The sequence below is a fragment of the Rothia amarae genome (genome assembly GCF_014705945.2).
Taxonomy (GTDB): Bacteria; Actinomycetota; Actinomycetes; order Actinomycetales; family Micrococcaceae; genus Rothia; species Rothia amarae.
In genome coordinates, this window is the sequence record NZ_CP061538.1 from 452,795 (window position 1) to 475,476 (window position 22,682).

19 protein-coding genes are annotated in these 22,682 nt (G+C 50.7%); 12 read left to right on the forward strand and 7 right to left on the reverse strand.

Annotated elements, in window-relative coordinates:
- The first annotated feature begins 71 nt into the window (after window positions 1-71).
- The 8 genes from IDM48_RS02175 (at window position 72) to IDM48_RS02210 (ending at window position 7,830) form a co-directional block, all read left to right on the forward strand.
- On the forward strand, window positions 72-698 hold the full coding sequence (locus tag IDM48_RS02175; protein WP_202939902.1) for a CAP domain-containing protein: 627 nt from the start codon (window positions 72-74) through the stop codon (window positions 696-698).
- Between the two features lie 23 nt (window positions 699-721).
- Window positions 722-1,315, forward strand: coding sequence for a CAP domain-containing protein (locus IDM48_RS02180; protein ID WP_190617848.1), 594 nt, complete (start codon window positions 722-724; stop codon window positions 1,313-1,315).
- A gap of 81 nt (window positions 1,316-1,396) precedes the next feature.
- The gene (locus IDM48_RS02185; protein WP_190617850.1) at window positions 1,397-2,047 is read left to right on the forward strand and encodes a sarcosine oxidase subunit gamma family protein; all 651 of its coding nucleotides are present in this window, start codon (window positions 1,397-1,399) and stop codon (window positions 2,045-2,047) included.
- 166 nt (window positions 2,048-2,213) lie between these two features.
- Window positions 2,214-3,089 (forward strand): CAP domain-containing protein, encoded by an 876-nt coding sequence (locus IDM48_RS11715; RefSeq protein ID WP_190617851.1) that lies wholly within the window; start codon window positions 2,214-2,216, stop codon window positions 3,087-3,089.
- Between the two features lie 299 nt (window positions 3,090-3,388).
- Window positions 3,389-4,555 carry an ADP-forming succinate--CoA ligase subunit beta gene (gene sucC / locus IDM48_RS02195; protein WP_068169186.1) on the forward strand — a complete coding sequence of 389 codons (1,167 nt, stop codon included), beginning with the start codon at window positions 3,389-3,391 and terminating at the stop codon, window positions 4,553-4,555.
- 39 nt (window positions 4,556-4,594) lie between these two features.
- The gene (sucD, locus tag IDM48_RS02200) at window positions 4,595-5,512 is read left to right on the forward strand and encodes a succinate--CoA ligase subunit alpha (protein WP_145173760.1); all 918 of its coding nucleotides are present in this window, start codon (window positions 4,595-4,597) and stop codon (window positions 5,510-5,512) included.
- A 186-nt stretch (window positions 5,513-5,698) separates the two neighbouring features.
- On the forward strand, window positions 5,699-6,958 hold the full coding sequence (locus IDM48_RS02205) for a dicarboxylate/amino acid:cation symporter (protein ID WP_190617853.1): 1,260 nt from the start codon (window positions 5,699-5,701) through the stop codon (window positions 6,956-6,958).
- Window positions 6,959-7,173: 215 nt separating this feature from the next.
- Window positions 7,174-7,830: a hypothetical protein gene (locus IDM48_RS02210; protein WP_190617855.1), complete on the forward strand. Its 657-nt coding sequence runs from the start codon at window positions 7,174-7,176 to the stop codon at window positions 7,828-7,830.
- A gap of 292 nt (window positions 7,831-8,122) precedes the next feature.
- On the opposite strand, the gene IDM48_RS02215 is transcribed toward IDM48_RS02210, so the two are convergent.
- The 3 genes from IDM48_RS02215 to uvrA all read right to left on the reverse strand — a co-directional run bounded on the left by IDM48_RS02215 (window position 8,123) and on the right by uvrA (window position 12,742).
- On the reverse strand, window positions 8,123-8,860 hold the full coding sequence (locus IDM48_RS02215) for a hypothetical protein (RefSeq protein WP_190617857.1): 738 nt from the start codon (window positions 8,858-8,860) through the stop codon (window positions 8,123-8,125).
- A gap of 580 nt (window positions 8,861-9,440) precedes the next feature.
- A complete protein-coding gene (locus tag IDM48_RS02220) occupies window positions 9,441-9,977 on the reverse strand; it encodes a type 1 glutamine amidotransferase domain-containing protein (RefSeq protein ID WP_068169058.1) in 537 nt (178 codons plus the stop codon).
- Window positions 9,978-10,222: 245 nt separating this feature from the next.
- Complete coding sequence (uvrA, locus tag IDM48_RS02225; protein ID WP_190617858.1) at window positions 10,223-12,742, reverse strand: excinuclease ABC subunit UvrA; 2,520 nt, start codon at window positions 12,740-12,742, stop codon at window positions 10,223-10,225.
- Window positions 12,743-13,036: 294 nt separating this feature from the next.
- On the opposite strand from uvrA, the gene IDM48_RS02230 reads away from it, so the two are divergent.
- Window positions 13,037-14,236, forward strand: a complete 1,200-nt coding sequence (locus tag IDM48_RS02230; protein WP_145173747.1) for a glutathione-independent formaldehyde dehydrogenase — start codon at window positions 13,037-13,039, stop codon at window positions 14,234-14,236.
- Window positions 14,237-14,431: 195 nt separating this feature from the next.
- Window positions 14,432-15,514, forward strand: coding sequence for an alkene reductase (locus tag IDM48_RS02235; protein ID WP_068169069.1), 1,083 nt, complete (start codon window positions 14,432-14,434; stop codon window positions 15,512-15,514).
- 297 nt (window positions 15,515-15,811) lie between these two features.
- Here IDM48_RS02235 and IDM48_RS02240 read toward each other — a convergent pair whose 3' ends face one another.
- The 4 genes from IDM48_RS02240 to IDM48_RS02255 all read right to left on the reverse strand — a co-directional run bounded on the left by IDM48_RS02240 (window position 15,812) and on the right by IDM48_RS02255 (window position 20,751).
- Complete coding sequence (locus IDM48_RS02240; protein WP_151145277.1) at window positions 15,812-16,957, reverse strand: VIT1/CCC1 transporter family protein; 1,146 nt, start codon at window positions 16,955-16,957, stop codon at window positions 15,812-15,814.
- A 376-nt stretch (window positions 16,958-17,333) separates the two neighbouring features.
- Entirely contained in the window at window positions 17,334-19,145 is a 1,812-nt protein-coding gene (locus IDM48_RS02245; RefSeq protein ID WP_190617860.1) for a S8 family serine peptidase, read from the reverse strand.
- 325 nt (window positions 19,146-19,470) lie between these two features.
- Entirely contained in the window at window positions 19,471-19,977 is a 507-nt protein-coding gene (locus IDM48_RS02250) for a Dps family protein (protein ID WP_068169077.1), read from the reverse strand.
- A 102-nt stretch (window positions 19,978-20,079) separates the two neighbouring features.
- Complete coding sequence (locus IDM48_RS02255; RefSeq protein ID WP_068169080.1) at window positions 20,080-20,751, reverse strand: HAD family hydrolase; 672 nt, start codon at window positions 20,749-20,751, stop codon at window positions 20,080-20,082.
- A 37-nt stretch (window positions 20,752-20,788) separates the two neighbouring features.
- Here IDM48_RS02255 and IDM48_RS02260 point away from each other — a divergent pair, with 37 nt between their 5' ends.
- Window positions 20,789-21,376 (forward strand): hypothetical protein, encoded by a 588-nt coding sequence (locus IDM48_RS02260; protein ID WP_151145283.1) that lies wholly within the window; start codon window positions 20,789-20,791, stop codon window positions 21,374-21,376.
- A gap of 17 nt (window positions 21,377-21,393) precedes the next feature.
- On the forward strand, window positions 21,394-22,626 hold the full coding sequence (locus tag IDM48_RS02265; RefSeq protein ID WP_151145286.1) for an MFS transporter: 1,233 nt from the start codon (window positions 21,394-21,396) through the stop codon (window positions 22,624-22,626).
- The last annotated feature ends 56 nt before the right edge of the window (window positions 22,627-22,682 follow it).

A 22,682-nucleotide genomic window follows, 5' to 3' on the forward strand; every position in this document is an offset into this window, starting at 1 on the left:
GCAAAATTCTTTTTAGAGTGATGAGTATCAGTTGTACGGATAACTGAAATTCAAACCACAAAAGGTCGTTTTTGACCTCTATCGAAAGAATTGTGATGAAGTCTCTCGCCAAGAAATGCACCGTCGCTTTCTCTGGAGCCGCTCTTGCCGTTTTGAGTATTGCTCCTGCCCAGGCAGCTTTTACCGGAGGTTTTACAGGAACTCCTTCAGCTCCTGCATCCCAGGGCACTTTTGCACCTACTGAACCCATACCCATGACTATCTGGGATGTTGCCCACGCACGAATCGGAATCTATGAAGATATCAATCAGGTAAGGGCTCAGCACGGACTCAAGCCTGTTACGTACAGCAACACTTTGTCGTGGACGTCCAATAACTGCCTGAGCCAGATTTTTCAGAGTCCTTACCAGCTAGATCGCCCTTGCTATAACTTCACTTCGCCTATGGTGCAGGGATACAAGGGGGCAGGTCAATCTGTAGTTCGTGCAGCTCAGATTGATGAGGTCGTCCCTCAGCTAATGGCAACTCCCTCAGGCCGTGCAAAGATTCTCGACCCTAATCTCACCCACGTAGGTTCCAGCATGGGTTATCTTGCCCCGGGAGATAAACGCTTTGTCATCACTTTTGCTTCTTACTCCGAGAACACAGTATTCCCGCAAGATGACTCCAATCTCCCCCGTACTTCTTGGGCTGGATAACGACTACTTTTTGAGGAAAAACCATGAAACTATCCAAAATTGCTACAACCTTTGCCATGGGTAGCATTGCACTGGGCGTTTTCGGTGCAGCACCCGCTCAAGCCACTCCCAGCCAGACCGAGAAGACTGGTGATATCGCTATCTCACCGATGTGGTGGAACCCCGAATGGGATTACCGCGACACCATCAACGGTCAAATGGCTATGTTGAGCCAAATCAATGCACAACGTGAAGCCGCAGGCTTGCCCGCTCTAAAGTACAGCAATTCGTTGAATTCTGTCTCAAGTGAGTGTTTGAACCTTCGTGCAGCTTCCGGGCTGGAATACTCCTGCTACAACTTCAATTCACCCTCTATGCTCAAAGGCTGGAAGAGCGCTTCACAATCGACTTCTTTCGGCGTTTCGGCATATGACGCGGTTGATAATAAGTTGATGAAGCGGACCAGCGAGCGGGCAAAAATTCTTGATCCCAAGTACACCCACGTAGGGTTTGCTCTTCGACCGGTTGATCCTCTGGATAAATCCAATGTTCAAATCGTCATCACCTACGCCGCTTACCCCGGTGGAACTACTTCGGCTGAGGACGAAGAATTGCCACCAACTATGTTCCCTATGTAAGCACAGCCGATAGTGCAATCTTTCCGATGAAAAACTAAATATTTAGCGTGAGGAACGGAGGGGTAAAACCGTCATATTGATATGACAACAACCTCCGTTCCTCTCCCGCATACAGATCTTGAAGAAGGAATTGCTCCTTCCACCGCGTCTGAATTTGCCGAAGACATGGATCGTCTGAGCGATAACAATCTCCAGATTCAAGAAGTCCCTTCACTGACTTTGATGCGTATTGAAGTAGACCCTTATTCTGAGGCTGCACGCCGCATGCAGAAAGTCTTGGGTGCTGAGCTCCCCAAAGCTCCCGGCGAAGTATCCGGTGATAAAAAGGCTCAGGAAATTTTCTTTGGTACCCGCAAAGTTGTTGCGTGCCTATGGGTGCATGAAGATACTTTTTTGGTGGTCAGCCAGGTAGATCCTGCAAAGCTGGGACGCGCGCTCAATAGCGCCCTGGGCAAAGATCCCGGGTTAGTTCTAGACGTCTCGTTCAACCGGTCGGTGCTTGAACTTGCCGGTTCCGACATCGCAGAAGTTCTCGCCCGAACTGTGAGTTTTGAAGAAAACGCTCCTAAATTCTTTGGAGAGGGCAGCGCTTGGCGTTGTAACGTCGGAGAATCAGAAGTGATGCTGTGGCGTATTGGTGAGCACCAATATCTTATGGTTCCCCGCAACTCTCATACCCCGGGCGTGGTGGTGTCAGTCTTCGACGCGATTGAGGAAGTTAAAGACGCATAAAGCGCCACAGAGCAAATATTGAGCGTACAGCAGGTGTAGTTTTAGGGACGACTAGAAGCATTTGTAGCGTCTGACCAGCACAAATGGAGCTTTATTCGAAGTGTGAGCCCTCTCTAGACTTCAAAGGTAACTCGTCAACGATCGACTACTTTGAAAGAGAGATGACATGTCATCTTCACTGCTTCGCGGCCTCGCCGTTGCCCCAGCTATTTTAGTAGGTGTAGGTTCCTTGAGCGTCGCCAACGCTCAAGAAGCTTCTTCTATCGAAGAAAAACCAGCGGTTCTCTCCTCGGCGTCAACCTTTGCAACCTCAGATGTTGTAGCTGCTAGGGCACAGATTCTCAAAGAGACAAATCACGTGCGAGCAGAAGCTGGTCTTCCTCCTCTCAAACTAAGCAATGCCTTGAATAGCGTGGCTCAGGGGTGCTCTCAGCAGCAGGCAGCGCAGGGATATATGGCGCACTGCGATAACTTTGCGAGTAAATTTCCGAGCGTATGGACTACCGCTTCAGAAAACGTGGCTGCGGGGTATTCGGTTGGGCAGGTAACTACAGGATGGCGTAACTCACCGGGGCACTACCGCAATATGACCGATCCTAAAGCGACTCATATCGGTATTGGTATTGCTTACGGAGCAGACGGCACCCCTTACTACACCCAGAATTTTGCGGGATATGCAGAGGGCGTTTTACCAGCTTCAGATAACGTGAATACACCTGCTCAGCCCACTACGCCGACTGCGCCCGTCAATCCGACCAAGCCGGTAACTCCGGCAAAACCTAGTACACCCGCTAAGCCGGTAACTCCAGCTCCGGAAGTACCAGCAGACGATTCCTGGACTACTCCTGCAAATTGGTCTATTCCTGCTGAATGGAGCATTCCCGCCAACTGGACTGACCACGATTCATGGGATAACTGGGTAGGCGCAGACAACTGGACGACCCCCACCGCATGGGATAACTTCACACCCTGCGGTTCATTCCCAGCCTCAGATTATGGTTGGTACTCCAACCAAGCCACTCAAAGTTGGACATCCTTCTAAAACGAAAGCATCTAGAAATATTTCTAGATGCTTTCCCAGCCGGGAGCGGGGGCAACTCAGCAGATTTCTAATAATAATTTCGTAATGTTCGCCAAGAACGTGAGTTAGACCTGCAAAGTTGCTCACTACCGCCTAATTTCCGCTAAAGTTGCAGACGAAAGAAGTTTAGTGGTCTGCCTCTCTGACTGAAGGTCGTTTTTACAAAAACACCTTCAGTCAGAGAGGCTCAGCACCAGACTTCTCAGGTAAGAGAGCTGACACCGAAACAGTCAGCAACACTTCGACGAAGAAGGAATCCAGTGGACCTGTTTGAATACCAGGCACGCGATCTGTTCGAGAAGCACGGCGTTCCCGTACTTCAGGGCATCGTTGCCTCCACTCCAGAAGAAGCAAAAGCAGCTGCTGAGAAGATTGGCGGCGTCACCGTTGTCAAGGCTCAGGTAAAGGTCGGTGGCCGCGGCAAAGCCGGTGGCGTTAAGGTTGCTAAGACCGCAGACGAAGCATTCGAATACGCACAGCAGATCCTGGGCATGGACATCAAAGGTCACACTGTCAACCGTGTGATGATTGCCCAGGGTGCAGACATCGCGGAAGAATACTACTTCTCCATTCTGCTCGACCGCTCCAACCGCACCTACCTTGCAATGTGCTCGGTAGAGGGCGGCATGGATATCGAAACCTTGGCTAAGGAACGTCCCGAGGCGCTCGCTAAGGTAGAGGTCAATCCTGCTAAGGGCTTGGACGCTGAAAAGGCTCAGGAAATCGTTGAAGCAGCTGGTTTCGCTGCAGATATCAAGGATCAGGTTGCCGAAGTTCTCGTAACTCTCGGTGAGGTCTTTGATAAGGAAGACGCAACTCTCGTTGAGGTTAACCCCTTGGTGAAGACCGGCGACGGCAAGATCCTTGCTCTCGACGGCAAGATTTCCTTGGACGACAACGCTGATTTCCGCCAGAAGGACCACGAGGCTCTCGTTGACAAGTCAGCAGAGAACCCCCTGGAAGCTAAGGCAAAAGAAAACGACCTCAACTACGTGAAGCTGGACGGCGAAGTCGGCATCATCGGTAACGGCGCAGGCTTGGTTATGTCTACCCTCGACGTCGTTGCTTACGCTGGCGAGAACCATGGCAACGTAAAACCCGCTAACTTCCTCGATATTGGTGGTGGCGCATCCGCTGAGGTAATGGCAAACGGCCTCGACGTCATTCTCAACGACGAGCAGGTTAAGTCTGTATTCGTCAACGTTTTCGGTGGCATCACCGCATGTGACGCCGTAGCAAACGGCATCGTGAAGGCTCTGGAAATTCTCGGCGACAAGGCAACTAAGCCTCTCGTAGTACGCCTAGATGGCAACAACGTTGAAGAAGGTCGCAAGATTCTCAACGACGCTAACCACCCCCTTGTACACCAGGCAGACACCATGGACTCCGGTGCTGACAAGGCTGCTGAGCTCGCTCACAACGCGTAAATTCGCCGATAATTTTTAGAATTTAGAAAGTATATAGATATGTCTATCTTTTTGAACAAGGACTCCAAGGTCATCGTTCAGGGCATCACCGGCGGCGAAGGCTCAAAGCACACCGCTCGTATGCTCGCATACGGAACTAACATTGTGGGCGGCGTCAATGCACGCAAGGCTGGCACTACCGTTACCCACACCAACAAAGAGGGCAACGAAGTAGAGCTCGACGTTTTCGGTTCAGTTTCTGAAGCTGTTGAGAAGACCGGCGCGAACGTTTCGATCGTTTTCGTTCCCCCGGCATTCACCAAGGACGCCGTTATCGAGGCAATCGACGCTGAGGTTCCTCTCGTCGTCGTCATTACCGAAGGTGTTCCCGTACAGGATTCAGCTGAGTTCTGGGCACATGCTAAGTCCAAGACCGATGCAAACGGTAAGCAGATTACCCGCATTATCGGACCTAACTGCCCCGGCATCATCAGCCCCGAGCAGTCCAATGTTGGTATCACCCCCGGTAACATCACCGGTAAGGGCAAGCTGGGCTTGGTTTCCAAGTCGGGTACCCTCACCTATCAGATGATGTACGAACTGCGCGATCTCGGTTTCACCACCGCGATTGGCATCGGTGGCGACCCCATCATCGGTACTACCCACATTGATGCGCTAGAAGCTTTCGAAGCTGATCCAGAGACCGAAGGCATCGTCATGATTGGTGAAATTGGTGGCGACGCTGAAGAGCGCGCAGCTGAGTTCATCAAGGCAAACGTCACCAAGCCTGTTGTTGGCTATGTAGCTGGTTTCACCGCTCCTGAGGGTAAGACCATGGGCCACGCTGGTGCGATTGTTTCCGGTTCTTCCGGTACCGCACAGGCTAAGAAAGAAGCTCTTGAAGCTGCAGGCGTGAAGGTTGGTAAAACTCCTTCTGAGGCTGCTCAGCTCATGCGCGAACTGATGGCAGGCAAGTAGCCTCTAAATCAGTTTAGATTTTAGAAAATCCCCGGGCTCGTTCTCTAAGAATGAGCCCGGGGATTTTCTTTATGCGCAAGGCTTTGGCCGAACCAGTATTTGAACATGCCCACCCCTAAGTTCTTAGCACCGCCGGGAGTGTGACAAGATTTGATAATTACATGTTCTCGAACGATTGATTTTTTTATGAGTGCTCTCAAGAAGTATGGGATTTTGCCATGGATTATTGTGGCAATTATCTTGGGTTTGGTGTGTGGGCAGTTTTTCCCCACTGGACTTTCGCGTGTTTTTTACACGTATAACGATATCTTTTCGCAGTTTCTTAACTTCGCGGTTCCGCTGATTATCGTTGGCCTGGTTATCCCTGCAATTGGCGATTTGGGTCGAGGGGCAGGAAAATGGTTGGGCCTCACCGCCGCTATAGCTTATGCTTCGACCATTTTTTCCGGTGTACTCACCTACATTGTATGCGCATGGCTTTTTCCGAGTTTATTGAATCCGGGAACTTTCTCAGATGTGAAGGCTTCTGAAGAATCGTTGGCTGCAGCTTCTGGATACTTCACCATCGAAATCGCCGCCCCTTTTGAAGTGATGACAGCGCTTGTGCTCTCTTTTGTCATAGGGATTGGTCTGTCCATTATGCCTCGTGGCGTATTACGCCGTGGTTTCTTAGAGTTCAGAGAAATTATTACAGCGCTGATTTCGCGGGTAGTTATTCCGCTGTTACCTCTTCATATCTTTGGTATCTTCTTGAACCTTACGCAATCTGGTGAAGCAGCTCAGGTGATTTCCACCTTGCTTACGGTAGTAGTGGTTCTTCTTATTCTTGAAGTTGTTATTTTGGGTACCCAGTTTGGTGTTGCAGGTGCGGTTGCGAAGGTCAACCCAGTGAAAGCGCTGTGGAACATGAAGGATGCTTACCTGACGGCGTTAGGAACGTCGTCTTCAGCGGCAACTATTCCGGTTACCTTGCGTCAAACTTTGAAGAATGGGGTGCGCCATCCCATCGCTAACTTCGTTATTCCTCTATGTGCAACTATCCATTTGGCGGGGTCGACTTCAAAGATTACTGCTTTTGCAATGGCGATTGCTTTTACCCAGAATATTGGGTTGACGACGGGGCAGTGGATTGGTTTTATCTTTATGCTCGGCGTAGTGATGGTTGCAGCTCCTGGTGTACCTGGTGGCGGCATTATGGCAGCGGTGGGCATTTTGCAGTCCATGCTTGGGTTTAGCGAGCAACAGGTGGCGTTGATGATCGCCACCTATATTGCACTCGATTCCTTTGGTACTGCTACGAACGTTACGGGCGACGGTGCTATTGCCCTCGTGGTAGATCGAATCTTGGGTAAGAAGCTGGACGAGCGCGACAGCCGCAAAGCTCCCAGCGAGGATTATGTGCCTTTCGACCCAGATGCCTATATCGAGAAAATTAAAGAAGGGTAAGAAATTAGGCGGTAGGGGCAGCCTTTTATTACGTTTCTAAAGTGGTATAAGTCAATCTATATTCTGCGATAAAATAATCTACAGATAACCCATTTCTGTGGACAAACAGTTGGCGGTGGGTATATTTTAAGGCACTTCATGCCTTAATCTTCTGGGGCTTGAAACTATCTCCTCCAGTCTGTGAGGGTTCCCAGCCCTCTAAAAAGGAAAAAAATATGTCACAAGCAATTTCTCGTCGCGCAGTCGCTCGTGGCGCTCTGTGGGCAGCGCCTGTTGTAGCTGCTACTGCTACAATTCCAGCTTATGCAGCTTCTACTTCAATCTACGGAATTTCCAGTAGCTCCTCGGGCGGTTATAGGTTGGACGGTTCTGGGTGTATGTCTAGTCTTGATGTTACTAATACCCAGGCTGCTCCCGGTCAGGCTTCCGGTATTGCTGTTATCTATCCAGATGGACAGGGTGAAACTCAGAGCGTAGATATTACCAACTATGAGGTTGTTATCTACCTACCTGCTAACCTCGTTGATTCGTTTGACGTTACCTCCGGTAACTTCACCTATGCAGGCGCTTTTAACCCAGATACCCCCACCATCACACGAAACGATGGGACAACTGTAAGCACTGCTGGTCTCGAAGCTTATGTGTTTAGATATAACGGCACGCTCACCACTCAGACTCAGCTTGATGATGGTGCCCTAGACGGAGAGCCCGGAGCTTTCTTCACTGCAAGTGCTACTGGCTTTGGTTACTGCGAGTCTAACCTTCCGGTGGATAGCTTCACTACTGTTGGGGCTACTATTACAACTGCTGATGGCTTTACTGCCTACCGCGACGTAACTTATGATACGTCTCTCCGCCCCGCAGTAATGTAGCGTATGATTTAGTAATATTATTTCTTGAAAGTTGTATAAAATCCTGGAGGAAATGATTGTCTCCAGGATTTTTCTATAACTATAAATGGTTTTAATCTTAAAATATGAAGATGCACGAGATTTCTTTAATAGGGCTCTCGTGCATCTCAATATAAAAGTCAGTAGACGGCTTAGATGATGTGCATAGGGGATGCAATCCATAAAGTTCCAAAGCTTAGGTTACTCTGTTCGCTCAGAACGCGAGATATGGTCTAACAGGAATTTCCTTCGCTTTCAGAAGTTGCCTTCATCTTTAACTAATATTTTTGACAACTCCATTAATAGAATCATTATTGAGAATGTATTCTTGGTAAACAATGGTATTACCCTTTGAGGTTGTCGCTGTATAAGTAATTACTTGGGTAACGATGATATTTCCTGGGTCTCCAGAGTATGCCACCATATTAGGGTATTGGAGCGCGTATCCTGCAGTTCGGGTAACGATATCGCTAGAAACAAATGTCTTGCAACCGTTAGCATCAGTTGAATATGAACCGCTAGAGAGTGGATTATTGGTAAAAGTTACAGACCACATATTGCGAGTGGTTGTTCCTCCACCTTCTAGATTGATGGTAGTGGTGCGGGCGCGAGCTGCACTTGTCTGGGTCCAACCCGGTCCCAAACCAGAATCGTCAACATTTACTGTATTTTGTGTAGGATCATCAAAACCTTGATTATTTCCTGCAGTGCGGGTGGAGTTAGCATTTTCAACGCTAAGAGTGACTGAAAGGGAAGTGACGGTTTCATCCGCATCAAGACCATAAACGTCCATGCCGCCTGCATCAAGAGTGAAGTACTCAGTGGTGCGGTTAGTGTTTGCATCGACAATTTCCTCGCCATAGTCAAAGCCCGTGGCAAGCGACGCTCCTGCATCCAAGGCACAGATGTCCTTAGAAGCCGCATAGGCAGGAACCGCAGCGGTAGTAACAACAACGGGAGTTGCCCAGACAGCGCCTTTGGCAACCTGGCGACGAGTAAGGGAGGGGGACATAAGTATTCCTATTCTTCGGGGAGGGGGATGAGGGATGCTGAAGGAAGTTACCTGCGAGTGCGGGTAGAATCTGTTAGCTTACTCCGACAGTCTAAGTAATAAAAATTATTAAATCTACATTTGAATGAATTATTGTTCATTAAATTCAAAAATATGAGGCTTATTCGTTTTGATTGAAGCCCTCAAAATCGCCCTCCCAGCTGGGGCTGGCAGAGAAAGCATACAACGGGTTGAGGCTACTGACTCCGACTAAAACGGAAGGCCTCAGCGAAGATGAGAGTTGCGGTGAAATAGGATAATCGTCGGATTTGCGTTCGGTGGTTCAGCGGAACATTGCCCAGAATAAAACCTGGCGGGTTTTGCATACAGATTGCCCGGCACCCGTCGATCTTTGAAGAGACGGTTTTTTCTTTCCCAAGCCTGCCGAACTACTCCGTTATCGAGTTCAATCGCGCTACGCGTCAGGTGAATAAGTCAAGCCCCGAGGCACATGTATCAGTGCGCTCGGGGCTTGACGTTACTCTCCTCGCTACCGTAGAAGCGATATCAACAAGGAAAGTTCAGGCTTATCATTCAGGAATTAGCTTAACTTAGCGATAATTGCCTTATTGAAAGCCTCAAGATCACCGGGGTTACGGCTGGTAATGAGATTGCCATCTTCCACAACCTCTTCATCAACCCATTCGGCACCAGCGTTTTGAAGGTCTAGCTTCACCGAGGTGTAGGAGGTCAGCTTTTTGCCTTCAACCTTCTTGGAATCGATGAGCAACCAGGGTGCATGGCAGATTGCCGCAACGGGCTTCTCTGCCTCAAAGAACTGAACGGTAATGGAGCGAGCCTCAGGGTTGATACGCATTGCATCGGCGTTGAGGGTACCGCCGGCGAGAACAAGCGCATCGAAATCTTCAACGTTGACATCTGCCAATGCGAGGTCAGGGGTAAAAGTATCCGCTTTCTCCCAGTCGCCATTCATGCCCTGAAATTCCTTACCTTCAGGGGCTGCTAGTGAAACCTGCGCGCCGGCGTCCTTGAGTGCATCACGGGGTGAGGTGAGTTCAATCTGCTCTACGCCCTGGCTAGCGAGAATAAGAACTTTTTTATTGCTGAGGTCAGCCATGATTGCTCCTTGAATCTAGTGATACTAAGAAAACTTACTATTCTAACTGTAGTGGAGAGATGAAAATCTACAAAATACTTTCGAAGTTACCGAATCGGTCTAGCGCGATCAAAAGATGCTAACCGCCTCCCCCCCTATAAGACCGTCAGATGAGCCGGAGGAGGAGACAAGGTAGCCCATAAAGTTCAATACGGTACTCAATGTAGAAGGATTATAAACAAGTCTTCCAAATCATGAATATATTCTTACTTCAAGGCCGCCGCTAAAAATGGTGCGGAAACACTTTTTGCTGAAGTCGCCACCTGCGATGGGGTGCCAGCGGCAACAACCTGACCCCCGTCATCTCCTGCGCCAGGGCCCATGTCTATCACATAATCTGCCGCTGCAATAATTCGCATATCAAGCTCAACCATCACTACCGTGTTACCGGAATCCACTAAGGTCTGAAGATGAGACATCAAGCGGTCTGCATCAGAGCAATGTAAACCTGTAGTGGGCTCATCCAGTACATAGAGAGTGTCGCCCCGTTGAGACCTCTGCAATTCAGAGGCAAGTTTGACTCGTTGAGCCTCACCACCAGATAACTCTGTAGCAGGCTGCCCCAAACGCAGATAACCCAATCCAACATCACTCAGCGCAGTCAATGAACGCATAATATCGAACTCTCCCTCGAAAAAGTCCAAGGCTTCGTCCACACTCAACTCCAAAACTTCTGACACGTTCTTACCTCGCCACAAAATTTCCAAAGTGCTCGACTGATAACGAGTGCCGTGGCAATCAGGGCATTTTGTATAGACCGATGGCAAGAAAAGCAGCTCAACCATCACGGATCCTTCTCCCTCGCATGTGGGGCATCTGCCGCCAGCGACGTTGAACGAGAATCTGCCCGGTTTATAGCGGCGACGCTTGGCTTCTACGGTTTCCGCAAAACGACGTCGCACATGATCGAAAAGTCCGGTGTAGGTGGCAATATTGGAGCGAGGGGTTCGTCCAATAGGCTTCTGATCGATTGCAACAACGCGGCGGATACCGCTGAAATCTCCCTCAATGTTTCCGCTGACTGCGGCAGTCTGCTCGGCGCTTAAGAGATCATCTGCCTCTAAGGGGGGTTCATTTCCTGTCATATTCTTACCCAGACGGTTTCCTACTAGTTGAGGCAAAGCCTGGCTCACCAAAGTGGACTTACCGGAACCTGAGACGCCGGTGACCGCAGTAAGAACCCCGAGGGGGATCTCTATATCCACATTATGGAGGTTATTTCGGGTAACTCTCGAAAGTTTCATCCACTGACTGGGCTTTCGAGGAGTATGTTTTGGCAGCCCAGCGCCACCAAAAAGATAGCCTCGGGTGGCAGAATCCGCGACATGAGCCAAGCCCTCTACCTGGCCACTGTAGAGAACCCTGCCGCCCCGTTCACCTGCTCCTGGTCCCACGTCTACAATCCAGTCAGCATGTTGCATTACTTCAATAGAATGCTCCACAACAAAAAGGCTGTTTCCCCGCGCTTTGAGACCATCAAGCACACCGAGAAGCGCCTGAATATCTTGAGGATGCAGACCTGCAGAAGGCTCATCTAGTACATAGACCACCCCAAAAAGTTCAGATGATAACTGAGTAGCTAGGCGCAAACGCTGTAATTCACCACCGGAAAGAGTGGGGGTCATTCGATCGAGCGAAAGGTAGCCTAGCCCAAGGTCTATGATGGGGCGTAAGCGCTCAACGAGTCCTGCTCCTAGACGAGCAGTAGCGGCAAGTTTCTTAGAAGCATGTTCAACTTCTTCTTCCAATAAGTTGACTAACTCGTGCAGAGGTAGCTGAGAGAAATCAGCAATATCTACTCCTGCAAAAGTTACCGAAAGCGCCTCCGGCTTAATCCGTTTGCCGTGGCAGGCTGGGCAGGGGATGGAAGTGAGAAACTGTGCTACCTTACGTTTCATGGAGGCACTCTTAGTGTTGGCAAAAGTATCAAGCACATAGCGTTTTGCGCCCACATAGGTGCCGCTGTAAGAGGGTTCAGCACCTGCTTTTTTGGCTGCTTGAGCTTCGGCAAGCGTCATTCGAGAGTAGACCGGTACGTGCGGTGTTTCTTCAGTGTAAAGAATCCAGTCGCGGTCTTTTTTCGGAAGATCTTTCCAGGGCACATCCACGTCGTAGCCCAGAGCCACTAAGACATCTCGAAGCTGATGACCGTGCCAGGCGGTAGGCCAAGAAGCTATCGCGCGCTCACGGATGGTCTTGGTGGGATCGGGTACCATCTGATTTTCTTCCACTTCATACACCCTGCCAATCCCATGGCATTCCGGGCATGCACCTTGGGGTGTATTGGCGGAGAAATCCTCGGCGTAGAGCATGTTCTGGTGCTCAGGATACTGACCGGCGCGTGAATACAACATACGAACCAGACTTGAGATGGTGGTGATACTGCCAACGGTTGATCGTGAATTTTGTCCGCCTCGCTGTTGTTGCAAGGCAACAGCGGGAGGCATCCCTGTAATGGAATCAACCTCGGGCACTCCGGCTTGATCGATAAGACGACGGGCATAAGGAGCCACCGACTCGAGATAACGCCGCTGTGATTCTGCATAGAGGGTTCCAAAGGCAAGAGAGGATTTCCCCGATCCTGAAACACCGGTGAAGACGACGAGAGAATCGCGGGGCACAGAAAGATCAACGTTTTGCAGGTTGTTCTGGCGTGCTCCCATTACTCGAACATCTGGTTGAATGTGAGTTTCCTTGTCTGTGATGCGTTCATGTAAGTAGCTCATAGATAAATCTGACCAATCGCTTCTGTGTAAGGTGCAGGTAGCCTCAAAATCTTTGTAATCTCCTGCCGTTTGCAACTTTACTGTCTATTTCGTGAATGTATGACGACGATTCTTTATTCTCTTCTAACGAGTAGGTTATGATTTCCGTCCGCCACCCCTATGCTAAGCTTGCTTGGCAGCTAAGAATCCCTCGGGGATTGGTGAAACATCCGCTTTCCCGAGCGGTTATTCTCATCCAGAGCTTAGCTTCTATACCCAATAGCTTTCCCAAAGAAGAAAGTAGTGAGGAAGAACGTGGCTGATAAAAATCGTGCAGTAGTATTTCACGGCGTCAAAGATATGCGTGTGGATACTCTTGATTTCCCCAAGCTTGAGATGCCTAACGGTAAAAAAGCACCCCATGGCGTTATCGTAAAGCTTATTGCCACGAACATCTGTGGTAGCGATTTGCATATCTACCGTGGCTCATTCCCCGTGCCCGAAGGCATGGTCATGGGGCACGAAATGACTGGTGAAGTTGTAGAAATCGGGTCAGATGTTGAGTTCCTCAAGCCAGGTGACATCGTTTCTGTACCTTTTAACGTAGCCTGTGGTCGTTGCCGTAACTGTCGCAACGGACGCACTGAGGTGTGCGAGACTACTAACCCCGAGGTTTCGTGTGCCGCATATGGCTTCAATCTCGGTGGCTTCGCAGGTGGTCAGGCAGAATACATGTTTGTGCCTTACGCCGACTTCCAGCTTCTTCGTTTTCCTGACAAAGATCAGGCAATGGAGAAAATCCTAGACCTTGCAGTGCTGTCAGATATTTTGCCCACTGCTTACCATGGTCTGGTCGAAGCCGGTGTTAAGCCTGGTTCTACCGTCTATATTGCAGGTGCGGGTCCGGTTGGGCGTTGCGGTGCCGCTGCTGCTCGCCTCATGGGCGCATCCTGCATCATCGTGGGCGATTACTATGAGGATCGTCTGGAATTGGTTCGCCGTAACGGTTGTGAAACCATCAACCTTTCCGAGATCGACTCAATCAATGATGGAATTGAAGCTATCCTCGGCACCCCCTATGTTGACTGTGCAGTTGACTATGTAGGCAACGAAGCACACGGCCTGGGTCAAGAGGCTGAGGAGACGAAATCGTCTTACGCTATCAACCAGGTTCTGGATGCAACCCGTCCCGGCGGAGCAACCGGCATCATCGGTGTTTACGGTGCTAATCCCATCTCTCCTGTTCCTGCAGAGCGTGAGGGTGTTTACTCTCTCAATTTCGGTGATGCTTGGATTAAATCGCCTCGTATCGCCGGTGGTCAGGCGCCCATTATGCACTACAACCACGAATTGATGATGTCGATTCTGTGGGATCGCATGCCTTATCTTTCAGATATGCTCAACATCAAGGTCATCAGCCTGGATGAGGCACCTCAGGCATACGCGGACTTCGATAAGGGGTCATCATTGAAGTACGTTATCGACCCTCACGGTAGTATTCCTGCCGCTCGGTAATTCTATTCTGAGAAAAGGATGAAGAGGGAGGGAGGGAATTGGTGGTGACCAATTCCCTCCCTTTTCCTTGTTACTAGGAAGCTTGATGTACCTTAAGCACTCTTAAATAGGCACGCGCTTTAATGAGAGGGGAATATTACCCAAGTGCTCTCTGTTGTACTTTCAGCCAGAAAACACATCAACTGAAAGACAAAAATGCCGACCCTTTTTGAACCCGCCACCGCCGGCGCCCTTGAACTGAACAACCGCATCACTATGGCACCCTTGACCCGTTCCCGTGCTGGTCAAGACGGCGTTCCTAGCGATATGCACGTGGAATACTACAAGCAACGCGCGAATAACGGTCTGATTGTCACTGAAGGTACATTCTTCGAAGACATCAACCGCGCATTTTTAGGTCAGCCGGGGATCGCCACCGCCGAACAACAAGAAGGCTGGCGTAAGGTTGCTCAGGCTGTTCATGAACAGGGTAGCAACATTGTGATGCAAATTATGCATGGAGGCCGCCTTACTCTACCTTCTATCAATGGATTTGACCAAGGAGAGTCATCGAGCGCCATTGCCCCCGGGGTCACTTTGCACGGTGATGGAGAGTCCCGAGAAGAGGTGCCCACTCCCGTTGCTCTCGATGCCGAGGGTATTGAAAGGGTTATCCAGAAATTTACTGAAGGCGCTCGGCGAGCCATTGACGCAGGTATGGATGGTGTAGAAGTGCACGGTGCTAACGGTTATCTTCTTCATCAGTTCCTCGCCCCTAGTTCTAACGACCGTACAGATGAGTATGGTGGTAGCCCTGAGAATCGCGCTCGTTTAGCCATTGAGGTGATTCGCTCTATCGCAGATGAAATTGGAGCTGATCGTCTCGGTCTACGCATTTCGCCCATGCATAATATCCAAGGTTGCCTGGAAGAAGATGAGGATGATGTTCGTGCTACTTATAAAGCATTGTTGGACGGTATTGCTGACCTGAATATCGCTTATCTCTCTATTTTGTATCATGATGCAGAAAGCGACTTGGTTGCTTATTTGCGAGAATCCTTTGGTGGCTTCACAATCCTCAATACCGGTTTTGGCGTGGTGACAGAGTTGGAAGAGGCTCGTCATATCGTGGAGGATGACTTGGCTGATGCGGTGGCGGTGGGCCGTGAGATAATTGCTAATCCTGATTTGTCCTATCGGTGGAAGAATAATCTAGCGTTGAATTCAATTGATTCCGATACTTTTTATACACCCGGTCCTCACGGTTACATCGATTACCCCGCGGCGGAACAAAAATAGTTATCTCGGAAGGTGGAAAGCTCGTTTATTTCTTCCTGCGGTTTGAGCTCAGAGGCAATCCAGCTAAGTCTGCGGATACCAGAATGCTACACAGAAGTTTCTCTTCTTAGCACTGGTTTACTAAGCACCGAATAAAAGATCAAGGCGGGGATTAGAACTTAAGTTCTAATCCCCGCCCTATATCATAGAAGGCTAAGACTGCGAAATCTCTATTTACAGGAAATCAGCAGAGCACTAGAGTCTGGAATCTCCCGCAGGCAAAATAAAGTGAATCTTACCGGTGAAACTTGATGTTAGCTAGCCAATAGTTGTATTAAAGAGTAGCCCCAATGCGTAGGTCACCAACGCCGCTCCGAGACCAATGGCAATTTGGCGCAGTCCGCGCTTCAGCGGCGATGCGCCCGATAGCAAGCCCACCACACCACCGGTAAAGCCTAGAGCGATAGACACCAACACCAGCGATAGCACTACACCCAACAAGCCTGAGGCACCAAAGATATAGGGCAAAATCGGAATCAGTGCGCCGGTTGCAAAGAAGCAGAAGGACGCCGCCGCCGCGCCAATATCGGTACCCAACGCGGCGTTGTTGCGTTCGTCGTCGGGGTCCTCTGCTGGATCCTTGAAAGAAAGCGAAGGGTCGCAGTCACAATCCAAGTGACCGAAGCGTTCTAGCGCCCGATGATGTGCCGCTTCTTCACTCATACCGCGAGCCTTGTAAATGAGTTCCAGCTCGTTTTGATCAATGTCGAGCTGATGGGCGACGTCCAGAGTCACCTGGGTGGGGGAGGATGCATCCAAGAGTTCGCGTTGAGACCTTACCGACACAAACTCTCCGGCGGCCATAGAGAGCGCGCCCGCCAGCAAACCTGCGATACCAGAAAGCAAAATCATCTGAGAACTCGCACCGGATGCCCCAATACCCATAATCAGCGCGACGTTTGAAACCAAGCCATCATTGGCACCAAATACTGCAGCACGAAAATTTCCCGAAAGCTTTTCGCGGCCAGAAGTAGAAAGCGCGCGAATAATTTCTTCGTGGATAGCTTCATCGGCTGCCATAGCATCGGTGGCATCGGGGTCTTCGGCGTAAGGGGAACGCCCCTCGGCACGCTGCGCTAAAGCCAGCACAAAGACCGAACCAAAATGCTTAGCCAAGAATTCCAGAGTGCGTGCAGAGACCGACGGCGTCGGTTCCGGCGTAGCGTGTGCACCCAATAGGTTGCGCCAATGCTGTTGGTGCCGTTCTTCTGCCTGTGCGACTTCGCGTAAAATTTCGGCGTCTCGACCCGTCGAACGCTCGGCAAGAGCCGAATAAATGCGCGCTTCGGAGATTTCCTCTGCCAAATAGCGGCGCCAGCGGCGAATCTGTTGGGATGTGGGGTCAGGGGAGCCAACGTGTCTGCTGGAGGCAGTAACTGAGGCTGAAAGTTCGTTTCGGTCCATGATGAGCCTTAGGGTCAGACCGAAATCATCTAAAAATGAGACTTCGGCCGTTGCTTGCAATATAGCGCGATGATTTAAGGACATCACGGTATATATTTCGGGCCGAAGGTCTCGTTCGCCTGAATTCTGAGAGCCAGAAACTACAGGTGGTTTACCGGGCGCATTCTCTGCAACCAGTATGTCGATAAACCGCTTAGATTAGAGGAGATCCACAACGAATCACATCTAACCTGTGGGAACTACTCCCCTTCGCTGGCATAAGCATAGCGAAAAATAACCTCTCACTGGAACCCAATGTGACTCAAATGAAACCTAAAAAAGACCGGCTTGGAAACCCAACAGGGATTCAAAGCCGGTCTTCAGCTGCCAACATAAGTTAGTTAGCTTGAGCGAAGCGGTAGACAAAAGCCGCCATAGCGCCACGTGAAATAGGTTCCAGCGGTCGGTATGTGCCGTCGCTCCAACCCGTGGTTATTTCTTCTTTGGCTAGCCAAGATACTTCTTTATAGAAGCTACTGCCGCGAGGGTAATCGGTGAAGGGGCTGCGCGCACTCGGTGTATAGGCAGGGGATCCAGCCATACGGTAGAGGAAAGCTGCCATAGCCTCACGTGAAATAGAGTCATTGGGTCGGAAGGTGCCGTCGCTCCATCCTGTTGTAATTCCCTTGCTGGCTAGCCAAGAGACTTCTTTGTAGAAAGGATCACCGGGACGAATATCTTTGAACGGTGAGCGAACCGGAGGCGCATAGGTGGGTGAGCCCGCTAGACGATAGAGATAAGCTGCCATAGCCGCACGAGAAATACCTTCCTCTGCGCGATAGGTTCCATCAGCCCAGCCGGTAGTTACACCCATGTTGCGAGCCCAGCTAATTTCTTTGCGGAAAGGATGGTTCGCGGCGACGTCGCTAAAAGGAAGCGTGACGTGCGTGGGAGTAACTGCCTGAACAGCTCGTTCAGCGTTGACAAATTTATAGTCACCCACGTAGCTCCCAGTCCCTTGCAAAATGGAACGGATAGTTTCGACCGGAAGGTCAGGATTGCGCTCCTTCATCAAAGCAATGACGCCTGCAACGTGAGGTGCCGCCATAGAGGTGCCGTTGAGCGGACCGTAGCTTGGATTGCCCGGTCCCTGAGTGCCGTCGGTGATAGTGGACCATACATCAGTACCCGATGCACCGCCAGGTGCCAAAATATCAAGGGGCCAGCCCCAATTGGAGTAACCAGTCATGGCTTGCCAGCCGTTACCTGCGGTAGCGCCTACAACGATTGCACCCCAGCAGTTGGCGGGGGCGTACTTCCCGGCGTCGTCCCCGTTATTACCGGCTGCCACCACCACGGGAACGTTGCGTTCATGAGCTGCCCAAATGGCGTCTTCAAACACCTTGGGGCAGGTATTGGCAGGGAAAGCCGCAGAAATATTCACGACGTCGGCGGGTGTGGGATTGAGTGGTGCACCGGGAACGTAAATACCCGCTGACCATGCGACACCGGCTGCCATATCTGATACGTAGCTATCACCACCAGCACCCAAAATACGGGCATGCTGAACAGATGCGCGCGGTGCAACGCCTGCTACGCCCAGGCGATTGTAGGCTGATCCAGCGGCGATGCCAGCCACGTGCATGCCGTGCCACATCGAGTTTCGACCGTCTGACCAGTCACCCTGATCTTGCGGGTTAGAGTCCCATCCGTTTCCGTCGCGAGAAAACTCTGAGCTGGTGAAGTCATAACCGGGTAGTGTGCGGGCGTCCAACTCGGGGTGTGTGGAATATCCTTCGTCGGCGACGCCGATGACCACGCCGTCGCCCACGTTAGTTTCCCAAGCTTGAGGAGCGTTAATGGCGCGCATGTTCCACTGCAGATACCACAGGGGGTCAGTGGGAGTGACAGGAGCATATCCGGCATCAGTGTTCTTGACGCGCAAATCTGCCTCAGCGTATTCCACACTGGGATTGGCGTTCAGGGTCTTGACTACCTCTGTTTGCTCGCTGGGGGAGAGCTCCGCAGTAGATTTCACGACGTCGGCTGAAGCGACGGTCTGGCTTACTACTTCGGTGGTGGAGTCATCCAGTGCCGATTTCTTTGCGGTGGACTCTAGAACTTTCGCTTTGGTGTCTTCGGCGGTGCCCTCTTTGAATTTAACGACCACCTGATCGGTATCTTCTTCAACGGTGGGAGCGTTTTTCACGCTGGCTTCTGCGTGAGTGCCTGCGGTAAGCGAGGGGTCACCTTGAGAGTGAGGTGCGGAAGTGTCCGCGCCTTTGGGGGCCGCTATTGCAGGGGAGGTTAATCCTAAAGTCAGCAGGACAGTAAGAGACGATGCGAATACGATTTTGGGAGTGCGATGTGAAATTTTCAAGGGGGGGAGGGCTTTCGGGGGAGTCGAAGCTGATGGGTACCGATTCAGGTTACCCCAAATCGAGGTTTTATTAGGTGGTTTAGGGGACAAAAAATAATCTGCCCCGGGAAATCGGGGCAGATTGAGAAAATAGGATGGGTATAAGCGACGACGCTTACTTGATGTCACCCTTTGAATTTTCAAGATGCGCACGTACAAACCACTGGAACTTTTCAAGCTCGGCAGTCTGTCCAATGAGCAAATCCTCGGTTACGGGGTCGAGTTCTCCCGCTTTTGCAATAGCGGCGCGGTGATCCTCAATGACGCCGTCGTAAACCTTGTTGATAGCTTCTAGATGTACGGTGGTGTCTGCGCGGCCTACCGAGTAGTCTTCCCAGGAGCGTTTAGCTACTAAATCGCCGGGAGTGCCCACCGGGGATACACCCAGGGTTGCCATGCGTTCTGCGACTTCATCGGCAAAGCCGCGGACTAGCTCAATCTGAGGGTCAAGCATTTCGTGTACACCGATGAAAGAGGGGCCGACGACGTTCCAATGAGCATGCTTCAGGGTGAGCTGAAGGTCATTGAGCGCGTGCAGGCGCATTTGAAGCAGTTCACCTACTTGATGACCGGTCGCTTCAGTAAGTCCAGGAACGGTATAAGGTGCATTGGTTGCAGGCATGTTCAATCCTTTTCTGAGCTCGGGAATTATTACACATACGCAGTAATATCTTGGAACCTGCGTTCACTTACCATTTTAGTAAGCGCATCCCCAAAGTCAAGATTATTTTGAATTATTCATATTAAGGATTTTGGCTAGTGTGAGCTCTTCATGTTGCATTCGAGCATGCCCTAAATCTTCCGGTACGGGCACTTCACCGGGAACCACAATGACCTTCATTCCTGCTGCTAGTGCGCTTTGCACGCCGGAGGGGGAATCCTCAACAGCTACACACTGGGTTGGATCAACGCCGAGCTTCTTGGCTCCCAATAAGTATGGTTCGGGGTTAGGTTTCGGGTGAGTCGTTTGTTGGTCGCCAATCAAAGCGGTGAAATAACCGGGCGCGAGTTCGGACGTGCGCTGGGCAACCGCCGTCGTCGCGTTGGTGACAATACCCATGGGAATTCCTGCCTGATGAATCTCATCGAGTAGCGGGCGAATGCCAGGGAGGAAATCGTAAGAGCTTCGTGAAAATTCCTCCATCATGTAGGTGATGAGTTTCTTCTCAATCTCAGGCAGGGGCAAATCCACTCCTACCTTTTGGAGCTGTTCAAGAGTCTTGCGAATCGAATAACCCAACACCGCCAGGGTGTCTTCAGAAGTCCACGTGGCATTGTGCTCAGCTGCAATGCGCTGCTTGGCTGCTTCCCAGAGGGGTTCGGTGTCCACTAGGGTGCCGTCGTGGTCAAAGAGAATAGCTGCAGGGTAGTTCGATGTGCTCTCATTTTTACTCATAATTCCAGCCTATCCTGAACTGAATCTTTAGGGGGCAATGACCTACTATTACAGTGTGGATAACCAGTCATCTGAACAGATTTTGCACCGTCCATCGTCCGCTTTTCAGCGCCTGATGCTCTGGGCCGCAGTACCCGGCGCCTTGCTGTGCGCCCTGTGGATTACTGCCGGACGAGCTTTGTTTGGCGCCGGCGGTTCGCTGGTGGGTATTTTTGCCATCAGCTTTGGTCCGGCGCTTTTGGCTATCTTGGGGGTTGCTGCATGGTGGATGTGGCACGACGCCAAGCGGTACGAAGGATCGGCGGGGACGACGTCGACGTTAGCGGTTCTGCAACTGGTGACCTGGGCAATTGCTTTCATTTTTGGAATGCTCTGCCCAGACGTGGTGGATGGTAAGACCGTTTCTGCGGCGTCGAAAATTTTGGGTGAAGACTTTATTGGACTCTCGGCAGGGTTTGGCAATACTTCAGGAATTTTGACGTTCGTGGCAGCATTCTCTGTATTTTTTGTGGCGTGGGGTGAGAACAGGCGCTCGCGTAAACGTGCAGCAGGAGTGAGTGAAGAAGACGAAGAGCTCATTGCCCGGCAATACAGCGAGTATGAATTTTTGGATGAGATGGAATAAACGGGGAGCTTGCGTCTATGAGTCACAATGAATCTGTGCTTGCCCGGTTGAAGCCGCTTATTATTCCGATTTATCTGCCCACGCTGGTGTATGCGGCAGGTGGCTCTATTGTGGTGGCAGTTCAGGTTCTACTGGCTCTTAAGCTCGGATTAAATGAAGCTGGCGTTGCCACTCTCATTACCGTTTTGGGAGCCATCGCTATTCTTTCCTCGCTGGTTGCTGGATTCATCGTCCAGCGATTCGGTGAAAAACGTGCGGTTGCTGGGGTCAGTATCTCTGGTGCTGCAATTCTTTCAATCGCCTGCGGATTTATCTATTGGAGTAACGAGCATGCTCTTTGGATCTTTCTGGGAGCGCTCGTCTTTTTCGACGTGGTTGATGCGGTCTGGGCAATTGCCCGCCAAGGGATGGTATCCGACCTTGCTCCGGCGGACTTGCGGGGTAGGGCAACTAACCTCTATGGAGCGTGCCAGCGTATTGGCAGAGTATTTGGACCCCTGTTTGCAGCGCCTTTTCTTCTTTTCTTTTCCCCCGAGTGGTTATTGCCCATTGCTGGTGTCATTATCTTATTGGCTTCAGGTATTTTGGTGCGTTTATCTCCGCTTGCGAACAAAGTTGAAGTGCAAGATGTAAAAGCTACTGGTCAGACGCTCGACAATGAGATAGCACCTACCAGTGTGTGGAAACCCTTTATATTTTTAGGGGCGGGCATCATGGTACTTGCAATGCTTAGAACCTCCCAGAGCACCCTCGTTCAACTCTGGGGGAAAACGGGGATTGATTTAGCTGATTCCACCCTTGTCTTGGTACTGGGGCTAGCTTCTGCTATGGAACTGATCCTTTTCTGGCCTGCAGGAATTGTTCTGGATAAATGGGGGCGCATGCCTGTTATCGTGACTGCATTAGTTTCGATGGGCTTAAGCATGATGGTCCTACCTCTTAATGCGACTCTTGCCTGGTATGCCATTTTTTCGATGACTATTGGTCTAGGAAACGGAGTAGGATCGGGAATTATTAAAACGATGGGAATGGATATAGCCCCGCAGAGGGGACGTTCTACATTTTTCGGACGATGGCAGGCGATTGCCTCGACGGGCGCGCTACTGGCACCTGCTTTATCTGCAGTCGTTATGACACATGGATCGATTTCGTTGGCGCTTATGGTGATTGGCGGAATAGGCATGCTGGGCGCTTTTTGGATGGCCTGGTGGACCCCTCGCTTTATCCCGCGCGTACGCCGTTCCGGGTGACCGTTTTCAGGAAATTTATTGTAATTTATCCTGTGAAAAACTCTTGCCTTAATAAG